Here is a 13,067-nt window from a genome sequence, read left to right as displayed (position 1 = left end):
CCTTAAGCCAAATTCACGACGGACGGGCGTTGGAAGCCGTCTGCCTGCGGTTGATGCCCAAACCAGGCGAGTTGCGAATGGAGTGAAACCACTTCGCCAATCACCAGCAGCGCCGGTGTCGGTGCCTGTTGAGCCAGAATATCGAGTTGCGCCAGGGTGCCGGTCAGCACCTGCTGGTCGGCACGGGTGCCGCGGCCAATCACCGCTGCCGGGGTGTCGGCGGCGCGGCCGTGGGCGATCAGCTGTGCGCTGATTTCCGCCGCTTTGACGGTGCCCATATAAATCGCCAGCGTCTGGCGGCTGCGGGCCAGCGTCGCCCAGTCAAAGGCGTCGCCGTCCGGGCGGCAGTGGCCGGTAATAAACAGTACGCTCTGCGCATGGTCACGGTGGGTCAGCGGGATACCGGCATAGGCGGTGGCCCCGGCGGCAGCCGTGACGCCCGGCACCACCTGGAACGGAATACCGGCTGCTTTCGCCGCCTGTAACTCCTCACCGCCGCGCCCGAAGATAAACGGGTCGCCGCCTTTGAGCCGCACCACCCGTTTGCCCTTCAGCGCCAGCTCCACCAGCAGGCGGTTCGTCTCTTCCTGCGCCACGGAATGCGCCCCGGCACGTTTGCCGACGCAGATGCGATCGGCGTCGCGGCGCACCAGATCGAGAATTTCATCGCTGACCAGGTGGTCATACAGCACCACGTCAGCCTGTTGCATCACCTGCAGGCCGCGCAGCGTCAGCAGCCCGGCATCGCCCGGCCCCGCGCCCACCAGCGTCACCTGCCCGCCCTCTTTCTGGTGCTGGGTCAGGGTGTCGTGCAGCGCCTGCTCCGCCTGTTCCGGCTGGCCGCTCTCCACCAGCGCGGCAAAGCGCCCGCTGAAGGCTTTTTCCCAGAAGCGGCGGCGTTCCGTCATTGAGCGCAGCTGGTCTTTCACCCGGCCGCGCCAGTTGCCGGCGATCTCCGCCATGGTGCCGAGGCTGGCAGGCAGCAAGGCTTCCAGTTTCTCGCGCAGCAGGCGCGCCAGCACCGGGGCTTTGCCGCTGGAAGAGATCGCCACCACCAGCGGCGAGCGGTCAACAATCGACGGAAAGATAAAGGAGCACTTCGGCTGGTCATCCACCACGTTCGCCAGCACCCGGCGGCGATCGGCTTCGTCGAACACCGTGGCATTCAGCACGTTGTCATCGGTCGCGGCGATCACCAGAAACACGTTATCAAGCTGGGCAGGCTCAAAGGCCTCTGCCAGCCAGGTCACCTGGTGTTGTTCATAGCGATGCTGGAGTTCGGGGTGAAGTGCCTGTGCCACTATCTGCACGTCTGCACCGGCGCGCAGCAGCAAATCGATTTTGCGCGAGGCGACTTCACCGCCACCCACGACCAGGACCGGACGCTGTTTCAGGTCGGCAAAAAGGGGGAGATAGTCCACAACAGCCTTTACTTAGCTAAAAAATTGATAACGTGACTATACGGCGTGCCCTTCCGCCTTATGAAATGACGAAATGGAATGATTAGTTCCTTTATGGAATATAGGGAAACCCCGCGAGGCGGGAAATGCCGTGGCGGCTGGGGCAATAACCCGGCAATAAAAAAGCGCGGCATCATCACAACGCCGCGCTTTTTTCACGTCAGGGGGATCACTCGTGCAGGCCGCACTCGCGTTTCAGGCCGAAGAAACGGGTCTCTTCCTCTTTCATGCCCGGCTCCCACTTTTTGGTGGTATGGGTGTCGCCCACCGAAAGGTAGCCCTGATCCCACAGCGGGTGGTAGCTCAGGCCATGCTGTTTCAGGTACTGGTGCACCTGCCGGTTATCCCAGTCGATGATCGGCAGCACCTTGAACACCCCGCGCTGTACCGCCAATACCGGCAGGTGCGCGCGGCTGCCGGACTGCTCACGGCGCAACCCGGCGAACCAGGTGCCGGCGCCCAGCGTTTCCATCGCCCGGTTCATCGGCTCGACTTTATTAATCTGGTTATAGCGCTCAATCCCTTCCACGCCCTGCTCCCAGAGTTTGCCGTAGCGCGCCTCCTGCCAGGCAGGCGAGTGCTCAGCCCGGTAGACTTTCAGGTTCAGGCCGAGTTGCTCCGTGAGCGCGTCGATGAACTGGTACGTCTCCGGGAACAGGTAGCCGGTATCAGTCAGGATAACCGGAATATCCGGGCGCTGGCGCGTCACCAGATGCAAACAGACCGCCGCCTGAATACCGAAGCTGGAGGAGAGCACAAACTCCCCCGGCAGGTGCTCCAGCGCCCAGGCCACGCGCTGTTCGGCGCTCAGTGCCTCCAGCGCGGCGTTGGTTTCTGCCAATGCCAGTGCCTGGCCGGATTTCGGCAAGGCGTTCAGTTCTGCCAGATTAAAGTGGGACATCAGTGCTCCTCAGCATAAATAGGCATGGTTGGGGGAGCGCAGGCTCACTCCCAGAAATCACGGGCCGGGTCCAGCACCGGGCGGATGATGCCGGTACGGACAGTAAAGTCACCGAAGCCTTCGCCCGGCGTGCGTTCCGTTGCCCAGCGCCCGACCAGTTCATCAATAATCGTCAGGATCTCTTCTGAACTGATGTTCTCACGGTACATCCGCGGGATGCGGGTGCCGGCCAGGTTGCCGCCCAGGTGCAGGTTGTAGCGGTTGAGCGCCTTGCCCACCAGCCCGATTTCCGCCAGTAATGCCCGGCCGCAGCCGTTCGGGCAGCCGGTCACGCGCAACACGATATGCTCATTGCCGACGCCGTGGCGGTACATGATCTCCTCCACCTGCGTGACGAATTCCGGCAGGAAGCGTTCGGCTTCGGCCATCGCCAGCGGGCAGGTCGGGTAGGAGACGCAGGCCATCGAGTTTTTGCGCTGTTCGGTGAGCTGGTCATCGATCAGGCCGTGGTCGCGCGCCAGCGCTTCAATACGCGCTTTTTCCTGTTCCGGCACACCGGCCACAATCAGGTTCTGGTTGGCGGTGAGGCGGAAATCCCCTTTGTGGATTTTCGCAATCTCCGCCAGGCCGGTTTTCAGCGGGCGGCCCGGATAGTCAAGGATGCGGCCGTTCTCAATAAATAGCGTCAGGTGCCACTGGTTGTCGATGCCTTTCACCCAGCCGATGCGGTCGCCGCGGCCGGTGAAGGCATACGGGCGAACCGGGGCAAAGGCGATGCCGGCCCGCTTTTCCACTTCTGCCTTGAAGGTGTCAACGCCGACGCGCTCCAGGGTGTATTTGGTCTTGGCGTTTTTACGGTCGGTACGGTTACCCCAGTCGCGCTGGGTAGTGACCACCGCTTCCGCCACCGCCAGGGTATTTTCCAGCGGGATAAAGCCCAGTTCGCTGGCGGTGCGTGCATAGGTTTTCTTGTCGCCGTGGGCGATGGAAAGCCCGCCGCCCACCAGCACGTTGAAGCCAATCAGTTTGCCGTTGTCTGCGATGGCCACAAAGTTCAGGTCATTGGCGTGCAGGTCGACATCGTTCTGCGGTGGGATCACCACCGTGGTTTTGAATTTACGCGGCAGGTAGGTCGCACCGAGGATCGGCTCCTCATCGGTGGTTTCAACCTTCTCCTGATCCAGCCAGACTTCGGCGTAGGCACGGGTGCGCGGCAGCAGGTGCTCGGAAATTTTCTTCGCCCACTGGTACGCCTCCTGATGCAGCTCCGACTCCACCGGGTTGGAGGTGCAGAGCACGTTACGGTTCACGTCATTGGCGGTGGCCAGCGCGTCCAGTCCCAGCTTGTTCAGCAACTGGTGTACCGGCTTCACGTTCGGCTTCAGGATGCCGTGGAACTGGAACGTCTGGCGGTTGGTAATACGGATGCTGCCGTAGAGCGTGCTGTCGGCGGCGAATTTGTCGATGCCCAGCCACTGCTCCGGCGTCATCACGCCGCCCGGCAGGCGGCAACGCAGCATCATTGCGTGGCGCGGCTCCAGTTTCTGCGCGGCGCGCTCAGCGCGGATGTCGCGGTCATCCTGCTGGTACATGCCGTGGAAACGGATCAACAGGAAGTTATCGCCGTTGAAACCGCCGGTCAGGCCGTCGTTCAGGTCTTCTTTAATGGTGCCGCGCAGGTAGTTGCTCTCGCGCTTCATGCGCTCGGCATCGCTGAGTTTGCCTTCCACAACCAGAGGGCCGGGGTGTTTATCGCTCATTAGTACACATCTCGCTGATAACGGCGCGCAAGGCGCAGCTCACTTAAAAATTCATCGGCTGACTCGGCGTCCATTGCACCGTGTTCTGCCACCAGTTCCACCAGTGCCCGATCCACATCTTTGGCCATCCGGTTGGCATCGCCACAGACATAGATGTGCGCGCCTTCCTGGATCCACTGCCACACTTCTGCGCCCTTCTCGCGCAGTTTGTCCTGTACGTAGACTTTGTTGGCCTGATCGCGTGACCAGGCCAGGTCGATATGGGTCAGCAGGCCATCTTTGACGTAACGCTGCCACTCCACCTGATAGAGGAAATCCTCGGTGAAGTGCGGGTTGCCGAAGAAAAGCCAGTTTTTGCCGCCGGCACCGTCGTTGTCACGCTGTTGCATAAAGGCGCGGAACGGCGCGATGCCGGTGCCGGGGCCGATCATGATCACCGGGGCATCCGGGTCAGCGGGCAGGCGGAAGTTGTCGTTGTGCTCGATGAACACCCGCACTTCGCCCTCCTCTTCCAGCCGGTCAGCCAGATAGCCGGACGCGCCGCCGGTACGGGGGCGGCCGTCAATCTCGTAGCGCACCGCGCCCACGGTGATATGCACTTCGCCCTCATTCTCCGCCGGGGATGAGGCGATGGAGTAGAGGCGCGGCGTCAGCGGGCGCAGCAGGCCGGTCAGCTGCTCGGCGTTCAGCTCCATCGGTGCCTGGCGCACCATGTCCACAATCGGCGTGGTCTGCGCATAGTGCTGCAAACGCGCCTTGTCAGTGAGCAGCTCGGTCAGCTGCTCATTGCGCGCCAGCGCGGCGTAGTTGCTGACGATCACCGGGGTGTTCTGCGTCAGCTCATAGTGGTGGATCAGCGCCTCGCGCAGCGTCAGCGGTTTGCCGTCGAGGGTGACGCTCTCATCGCCCTTGAGCCACAGCAGGCCCAGCAGTTCATCCACCAGCGCCGGATCGTTGTCGAACCAGACGCCCAGCGCATCCCCGGCCTGATAACGCAGGCCGGAGTCGCCGAGGTCGATCTCAATATGGCGCACATCTTTATCCGAGTTGCGGCCGGTGATTTTCTGGTTCAGCAGCAGCGTGGCGGCCAGCGGCTGCTCTTTGGTGTAAGGGCTGGAGTCCACTTCATTCACGGTGCCGCTCTGGGCGGCCTGTAAGGTGGCGGCAGGCTGCGCCGGGGCGCGCGCTTTCAGCACCTCTACCACCTGCTTACGCCACTGCTCCGCCTGCGCCTGATACTCCACATCGGCGTCTACGCGGTCGAGCAGGCGCTCACCGCCCAACTCGGCCAGCTTGCTGTCAAAATCTTTGCCCGCCTGGCAGAAATGCTCATAAGAGGTATCGCCGAGGCCAAACACCGCAAAGGCGGTATCGGTGAGTTTCGGGGCTTTCTTGGAGAACAGGAACTTATGCAGCGCCACCGCCTCTTCTGCCGGTTCGCCTTCACCCTGGGTGGAGGCCACCATCACCAGCAGTTTTTCCTGGGCAATCTGCTTGAATTTGTAGTCACCGGCGTTGACCAGGTTCACGGTCAGTTTGGCCGCCAGCAGGTCATCACGCAGTTGCTCCGCCAGGCGCCGGGCATTGCCGGTTTGGGACGCCGAAATCAGCGTGATGCTGCTGGCAGCCGGGGCGGCCGGGGCAGCAGGCACGGTAGCGCCCGGTTGCTGGTTGACCATGCCCCAGAAATAGCCGGAGAGCCAGGCCATCTGGGTCGGTGAAAATTCACCGATTGCGCCTTGCAAGCGTGCCAGTTGCTCGGGCGTAAGCGGGAGCAGCGAAGTGGGTGGTGCCTGAGTCGTCATTGCAGTACCGGTTCCTGTGCGTAAGCCTGTGTCTGTTTCGTCACGTCGGGTGAGACGAGGAAAAAGAGAGAAAGTAGAGAGTTTGTAAGGTTACCCAGTGGCCTGGCAACACTTAAATAAGCGATGGACATAACAAATAACTAAAATGCCTAAGCTGATTTAGTAATGGCTGTTACCGGAAAAAGTGGTAAATGCGGCTTTTCATAACGTTGAATTCGTTCAGTTTTTACTGTCACTCCCTCCCTAAGGTATTGAAAAGGCAACAGAGCAGGCCCGGCCGGGCGTGGAAAAAAAGTTTTCAGCGGGGTGCCGGAGGGGATGAGATTTCATGGCGTGGGGGACGGCTTTCCGGTAGTATTCGCCGGTTTTTGAGGCAATGAGACGGTAGCAATGGTAACCACGCTGTTTAAAGATTTTCAATTTGAAGCCGCCCACCGGCTTCCCCACGTTCCGGAAGGCCATAAATGCGGCCGGCTGCACGGCCACTCCTTTATGGTACGCCTGGAGATCACCGGCGAAGTTGACCCGCATACCGGTTGGGTGATGGACTTTTCCGAACTTAAGGCGCTGTTCAAGCCGACCTGGGAACGTCTGGATCACTTCTACCTGAATGACATCCCCGGCCTGGAGAACCCGACCAGCGAAGTGCTGGCAAAATGGATTTGGGATGAGCTGAAGCCGCAACTGCCGATCCTGAGCGCCGTGCTGGTGAAAGAAACCTGCACCGCCGGCTGCATCTACAAAGGCGAGTAACGCTGTCGGCATGAACCACCGCCCGGTGGTTCATGCTGCGGCGCTCTTTTACCCTGCCGTACCCCGCTATTTCATCGGGACAATCATGACGTCCGGGTCATCCATAAAGCTCTCCAGATACCGGGTGCGATAAGGGATGCGGGTAATCTGCCCGGTTTTCGGGTCCTGAATAGAAACCTGCTCTTCGGCGCACCGTTTACGCACGGATTCATGGACAGCCAGCGTGTAATTCCCGTCAAAAAGATAGGGCAGGCTTTTTTTAAGCGGCGACATTAACCGGCGCTCAGTGGTTTCATAGATCGTTTTATCAAACCACGGGCAATGGCACAGCGCGCGGTGATCGCTTTGGTAAGGGTGCGGGTTCAATAATACCCCTGCTTCCGCTAACTCTTCATGCATCCAGTGATAGGCCCCATTTGACAGGCCGCTCTCTTTTTCCGGGTAACCGCCGCCGACGTCTGAATGGGCGCCGGGGAATAATACCTGCTGGATGCCCTGGCGGGCGTCCCATAATACCGGGGTAAAATCAACGCGCTGTTCGTCGAGCGAAATGGCATGGCGGCCCAATTTCACATTTTTATGCAGGCTGGTATCAGCAAAGCGGAATAAATCGATCCGTTCGTCTTTATCGTTATAACGTGGAATACCCAGCGCCCCGACGGTGTCCCATACCGCCACCATCTCAACCGGCACAAAAAAGATCATTGAATGCGGGTCAACCGGCTCGGACGTCCGGCCCAGCAGCGTATTTTTAAAAGCGACTAATTTTGCCTGCCAGGAATCATCTGCTTTTGCGTCACGGCGGAAATCCGCCCAGACGGCGGTGCCCCAGCGGTAAGCCTGCGCTTTATGCGCTTCACTCTCGTCAGCCAGATTCAGTTTCTCTGCATCCAGCAGCCCCTGGGAGGTGATCATGCCCGCCAGCGCCCGTGCGGTGTAGGCCCCCCGGCTGAAACCGATGATAAATATCTTGTCGCCGGGGCGATAGTGGCGGCTGATAAAGGTATAGCCCCGGACAATGCGCTGGATAGTGCCGCTGCCGAACACGCCCTCCAGGTTTTTAATCAGCCAGTTATTGCTGTCACCGACGCCATGAATATATTTCGCGACCTGTTTCACCTGCCCGTTTTCAGTAAACACTTTTTCCTGCTCGTCAGGCTGAAAATGGTTTAAGGATTCCGGCACACCTTTCAGGCTTTTAAACAGTTTGAGCACATTACTGCATTCAAACTCATTATCATCATTGTCATCGTTGGCAATCCCGTTCCAGGTCCCGTCCGCACAAAACACAATGTTCTTGCTCATGGTGAACCCCCACGCAGGTCTCAGAGAGATGTCCCCTTATAGAATGCCCGTGCACGGCAAAGCGCGATAAACGCTGAACCGGCTGGTTAATGGTTAAGTATAGTAATCGTTGCAGGCGCCATAGCGGCGTAGTGAGGATTATGATGAGTTGTGAGGTGCCTTAAACCAGGCCATAAAAAAACCCGCCGGGGCGGGTTCGTTTTAGAGATAACAGCAGGATCAGGCGATATTGAGGTATTTGTGCGTCTGCATCGACAATCGCCAGTTGCGGGCGATACAGGTTTCAATGCAGAGGCGGGTCGCGTCCTCTTTCTGGCTGATCGGTTGCAGCGCCACCACACGGTATTTATCGTCGTGCAGCCTGGCCAGCAGGGCGTCCAGCGCCTCGATGTCACGCTCACGCGCCACCGGGTGTTTGATCTCATCGGCACGTTTCAGCGCCTGATCCAGCACTTCCATGCCGCCGCGCATGTTCACCTTCGGCGACACCGTCACCCAGGTGTTCGGCGAACAGCGTACCTCATGGGTGCCGCTGGTTTCGATCTGGCAGGTGAAGCCGCTTTTTTCCATCAGCAGCGTCAGCGGGCCGAGATCGTGGATGCATGGCTCACCGCCGGTGATCACAATATGGCGCGCGGTATAGCCGTTACGCTCAATCACCGCCAGCAGGTCTTCGGTACTGGCCGCGCCCCAGGCATCCGTTTCTGTGGTCTTGACCAGAATCTCATCCAGCGCGACTTCCCGATCGGCCAATTTGTCCCAGGTGTGTTTGGTGTCGCACCAGCTGCACCCTACCGGGCATCCTTGCAGGCGAATAAAAATGGCCGGCACGCCGGTAAAATAGCCTTCCCCTTGCAGGGTCTGGAACATCTCATTAATCGGGTACTGCATGACATTCTCATTAGTAGTGGTTTTGAAGGGGCGTGATTATGGCAGATAACGCTGCTCTGACCAAATATAGCGCAACCTTAACTGTGTCGGGCCGTTACCGCGCCGGAAAACGCCCATAAAAAAACCCGCCGAAGCGGGTTTTATCAGAAGCTTCCGGCGCAGTAATTACTGGCCTTTCACTTCTTTCAGACCGTTGAACGGCGCACGGTTGCCCAGCGCTTCTTCGATACGGATCAGTTGGTTGTACTTGGCAACGCGGTCAGAACGGCTCATAGAACCGGTTTTGATCTGGCCTGCTGCGGTACCCACTGCCAGGTCAGCAATGGTGGCGTCTTCGGTTTCACCGGAACGGTGAGAGATGACCGCGGTGTAACCGGCGTCTTTTGCCATCTTGATAGCAGCCAGGGTTTCGGTCAGGGAACCGATCTGGTTGAATTTGATCAGGATGGAGTTAGCGATGCCTTTTTCGATCCCTTCTTTCAGGATCTTGGTGTTGGTCACGAACAGGTCGTCACCCACCAGCTGGATTTTGTCGCCCAGCACTTTGGTCTGGTACGCGAAACCGTCCCAGTCAGATTCGTCCAGGCCATCTTCGATGGAGACGATCGGGTACTGTTTGGTCAGGTCTTCCAGGAAGTGGGTGAACTCTTCAGAGGTGAAGGCTTTATTGCCTTCGCCGGCCAGCACGTATTTGCCGTCTTTGTAGAACTCAGACGCTGCGCAGTCCATCGCCAGGGTGATGTCTTTGCCCAGCTCGTAACCGGCCGCTTTTACCGCTTCAGCGATAACAGCCAGAGCTTCAGCGTTGGAACCCAGGTTTGGCGCGTAGCCGCCTTCGTCGCCTACTGCGGTGCTCATGCCTTTGGATTTCAGCACTTTGGCCAGGTTATGGAAAACTTCAGAACCCATACGGATGGCTTCTTTCACGGTTTTCGCGCCAACCGGCTGAATCATGAATTCCTGGATGTCGACGTTGTTGTCAGCGTGCTCACCACCGTTGATGATGTTCATCATCGGCAGCGGCATGGAGAATTTGCCTGGGGTGCCGTTCAGTTCAGCAATGTGCTCGTACAGCGGCATACCTTTTGCTGCTGCAGCGGCTTTAGCGGCCGCCAGAGAAACCGCCAGAATGGCGTTGGCGCCGAACTGGGATTTGTTCTCGGTGCCGTCCAGCTCGATCATGATCTTATCGATGTTCGCCTGGTCTTTCGCATCTTTACCGGTCACAGCTTGTGCAATCGGGCCGTTTACCGCGTCAACGGCTTTGGTCACGCCTTTACCCAGGAAACGGGATTTGTCACCGTCACGCAGTTCCAGTGCTTCACGGGAACCGGTAGACGCACCTGATGGTGCCGCCGCCAGACCAACGAAACCACCTTCCAGATGTACTTCAGCTTCTACCGTCGGGTTACCACGGGAGTCGATGATTTCGCGACCGATGACTTTAACGATTTTGGACATTAGGTTTTCCTCAGTACAAGTTAAACTAAAACTCCAGACAAACAGTGCGCACCGGGGTGCGCACTGCTCATCGATATTTTATTTTACCTGACGCTTCTGATACTCACCGGCAGCCTTGACGAAGCCTGCAAACAACGGGTGACCATCACGCGGCGTTGACGTAAATTCCGGGTGGAACTGACACGCCACGAACCACGGGTGGTTCGGGATCTCAATAATTTCCACCAACTGCTTGTCTGCAGAGAGACCGGCAACACGCAAACCCGCCGCTTCGATCTGCTTCAACAACATGTTGTTGACTTCATAACGGTGACGATGACGTTCTACGATGGTCGGTTCGCCATACATCTGCCGGACCAGACTGCCTTCGGTCAGGTGGCACTGCTGCCCACCCACACGCATGGTCCCGCCCAAATCACTCTTCTCATCGCGCACTTCAACGTTGCCGTTTTCATCGCGCCATTCAGTGATCAATGCGACCACCGGGTACTTACAGTCTGGCACAAATTCTGTGGAGTTTGCGTTGTCCATGCCGGCCACGTGGCGGGCGAACTCCATCAGTGCCACCTGCATACCCAGGCAAATGCCCAGATAAGGAATGTTGTTTTCACGCGCATAACGGGCGGCGAACACCTTCCCTTCCACACCACGGTAGCCAAAGCCACCTGGGATCAGGATCGCGTCGAGGTCTTTCAGCACCTCTTCACCACGGGTTTCGACGTCCTGCGAGTCAATCAGCTTGATGTTAACCGTCAGGCGATTTTTCAGGCCGCCATGTTTCAGCGCCTCAATCACTGACTTGTACGCATCCGGCAGTTCGACGTATTTGCCGATCATCCCGATGGTCACTTCACCGCCTGGGTTGGCCTCTTCATAGATAACCTGTTCCCACTCGGCCAGGTTCGCTTCCGGCGCGTTTAAGCTGAATCGTTTACAAATATAATCGTCCAGGCCCTGTGATTTCAATAGCGCCGGGATTTTATAAATTGAATCAACGTCTTTTAAGGAGATAACCGCTTTTTCCGGCACGTTACAGAACAGGGCGATTTTCGCACGTTCGTTGGCAGGCACCGCACGGTCGGAGCGGCAGATCAGCACATCCGGCTGGATACCGATGGAGAGCAGTTCTTTCACCGAGTGCTGGGTCGGCTTGGTTTTCACCTCACCGGCCGCCGCCATGTACGGCACCAGCGTCAGGTGCATGTAGAGGGTGTGTTCACGGCCCACGTCTACCGCCATCTGGCGGATCGCCTCCAGGAACGGCAGGGACTCGATGTCACCTACGGTGCCGCCGATTTCAACCAGCACCACATCGTGGCCTTCGCCGCCTTCGATGATGCGCTCTTTGATGGCATTGGTGATGTGCGGGATAACCTGGATGGTCGCGCCCAGATAGTCACCACGGCGCTCTTTGCGCAGCACATCGGAGTAGATGCGGCCGGTGGTGAAGTTGTTGCGGCGGGACATTTTGGTACGGATGAAACGTTCGTAGTGACCCAAATCGAGGTCAGTTTCTGCGCCGTCTTCGGTGACGAAAACCTCACCATGCTGCGTCGGGCTCATGGTGCCCGGGTCCACGTTGATGTACGGGTCCAGTTTCATGATGGTAACGTTGAGGCCACGGGCTTCAAGAATAGCCGCCAGGGAGGCTGCGGCAATGCCTTTACCCAGAGAGGAGACGACCCCGCCGGTCACAAAAATATAATTAGTTGTCATGCTGAACCTGAGAGTTTAGGTTTAAAGACGATGGAAGAACCAGGACGGGAAAGTAGTATACCGGAACCTTGGGGATGCCACAATTGCTCGTTTTATGGCTCTGGGTACGGAAAGCACGCTGCCGCATCTTTTTCCGCACCCTTTTCACCCGGTTATACCGCCTTACCCGGCACTTTTCTTGCCGGCTGCACCGGCCGTTTCATCGCGCTTCACCTGCTGCCAGGCGGCTTCCATCTGTTCCAGCGTCGCCTGTTCCGGCGTCAGCCCCTGCGCCCGGATAATCGTTTCCACCGCGCGGAAGCGGCGGGCAAATTTGCGGTTGGCGGCTTGCAGGGCATTTTCTGCCTTATGGCCGAGGTGACGCGACAAATTGACGGTAGCAAACAATAAGTCACCGATCTCCTCACCCAATTTATCCTGATCGATAACCGCCTGTTGCGCCTCGTGCATGACCTCATCGATCTCTTCATGCACTTTGTCCACCACCGGCCCCAGCGTCTCCCAGTCGAAGCCCACCGCAGCACAGCGTTTCTGGATTTTATGCGCCCGCATCAGCGCCGGCAGTGCCTCCGGGATGTCATCCATCGCGGAGTGCAGCGCCTTTTCCGCCCGCTCCTGGGCTTTCAGCCCTTCCCAGCGCGCCGCCGACGGCGCCGGATGCCCGCCGGCCGCCTCACCGTTTTGCTCCCCACCCGTCTCACCAAACACATGCGGGTGGCGGCGTGTCAGTTTGTCGCTGATGGCGTTGCAGACATCATCAAAGGTAAACAGCCCCTGCTCGCTACCCATCTGGGCATGGAACACCACCTGGAACAGCAGGTCGCCCAGCTCATCGCGCAGGTCGGTGTAGTCGCGGCGCGTAATCGCGTCCAGCACTTCGTACGTCTCTTCCAGGGTGTACGGCGCGATGGTGTCAAAGGTCTGTTCACGGTCCCACGGGCAGCCCTGTTGCGGGTCGCGCAGGGTTTTCATGATGGTGAGCAGGCGGTCAAGCGGGGAGTGTTCAGTCATGGTA

At 58.5% G+C, this 13,067-nt stretch carries 10 protein-coding genes; 1 reads left to right on the top strand and 9 read right to left on the bottom strand.

Annotation, left to right across the window (positions count from 1 at the left end):
- Positions 1–2: 2 nt before the first annotated feature.
- From cysG to cysJ, 4 genes are all read right to left on the bottom strand, one after another.
- Positions 3–1,421 (bottom strand): siroheme synthase CysG, encoded by a 1,419-nt coding sequence (gene cysG / locus JK232_RS08635; protein WP_072928976.1) that lies wholly within the window; start codon positions 1,419–1,421, stop codon positions 3–5.
- Positions 1,422–1,629: 208 nt separating this feature from the next.
- On the bottom strand, positions 1,630–2,361 hold the full coding sequence (locus JK232_RS08630) for a phosphoadenylyl-sulfate reductase (RefSeq protein ID WP_101828767.1): 732 nt from the start codon (positions 2,359–2,361) through the stop codon (positions 1,630–1,632).
- 44 nt (positions 2,362–2,405) lie between these two features.
- On the bottom strand, positions 2,406–4,121 hold the full coding sequence (gene cysI / locus JK232_RS08625) for an assimilatory sulfite reductase (NADPH) hemoprotein subunit (protein WP_072928972.1): 1,716 nt from the start codon (positions 4,119–4,121) through the stop codon (positions 2,406–2,408).
- The gene (gene cysJ / locus JK232_RS08620; RefSeq protein WP_101854939.1) at positions 4,121–5,926 is read right to left on the bottom strand and encodes an NADPH-dependent assimilatory sulfite reductase flavoprotein subunit; all 1,806 of its coding nucleotides are present in this window, start codon (positions 5,924–5,926) and stop codon (positions 4,121–4,123) included. The genes cysI and cysJ overlap by 1 nt, the downstream gene beginning before the upstream one ends.
- Positions 5,927–6,316: 390 nt before the next feature.
- Between cysJ and queD the strand changes: the two genes are divergently transcribed.
- Positions 6,317–6,679 carry a 6-carboxytetrahydropterin synthase QueD gene (gene queD / locus JK232_RS08615; protein WP_072928968.1) on the top strand — a complete coding sequence of 121 codons (363 nt, stop codon included), beginning with the start codon at positions 6,317–6,319 and terminating at the stop codon, positions 6,677–6,679.
- Positions 6,680–6,745: 66 nt separating this feature from the next.
- Here the strand turns inward: queD and JK232_RS08610 are convergent, their stop codons facing one another.
- The 5 genes from JK232_RS08610 to mazG form a co-directional block, all read right to left on the bottom strand.
- Entirely contained in the window at positions 6,746–7,984 is a 1,239-nt protein-coding gene (locus JK232_RS08610) for a DUF2235 domain-containing protein (protein WP_072928966.1), read from the bottom strand.
- Positions 7,985–8,203: 219 nt separating this feature from the next.
- On the bottom strand, positions 8,204–8,875 hold the full coding sequence (queE, locus tag JK232_RS08605; protein WP_101828769.1) for a 7-carboxy-7-deazaguanine synthase QueE: 672 nt from the start codon (positions 8,873–8,875) through the stop codon (positions 8,204–8,206).
- Positions 8,876–9,040: 165 nt separating this feature from the next.
- The gene (gene eno / locus JK232_RS08600) at positions 9,041–10,336 is read right to left on the bottom strand and encodes a phosphopyruvate hydratase (RefSeq protein WP_072928962.1); all 1,296 of its coding nucleotides are present in this window, start codon (positions 10,334–10,336) and stop codon (positions 9,041–9,043) included.
- A 78-nt stretch (positions 10,337–10,414) separates the two neighbouring features.
- Positions 10,415–12,052 carry a glutamine hydrolyzing CTP synthase gene (pyrG, locus tag JK232_RS08595; RefSeq protein WP_101828770.1) on the bottom strand — a complete coding sequence of 546 codons (1,638 nt, stop codon included), beginning with the start codon at positions 12,050–12,052 and terminating at the stop codon, positions 10,415–10,417.
- Between the two features lie 162 nt (positions 12,053–12,214).
- Complete coding sequence (mazG, locus tag JK232_RS08590) at positions 12,215–13,063, bottom strand: nucleoside triphosphate pyrophosphohydrolase (protein WP_101828771.1); 849 nt, start codon at positions 13,061–13,063, stop codon at positions 12,215–12,217.
- Positions 13,064–13,067: the final 4 nt, after the last annotated feature.

It is taken from the genome of Nissabacter archeti (assembly GCF_018257325.1).
Classification (GTDB): domain Bacteria; phylum Pseudomonadota; class Gammaproteobacteria; order Enterobacterales; family Enterobacteriaceae; genus Chimaeribacter; species Chimaeribacter arupi.
Note: the sequence above shows the minus strand (reverse complement) of the source record. Positions and strands in the feature narration are given on the sequence as shown.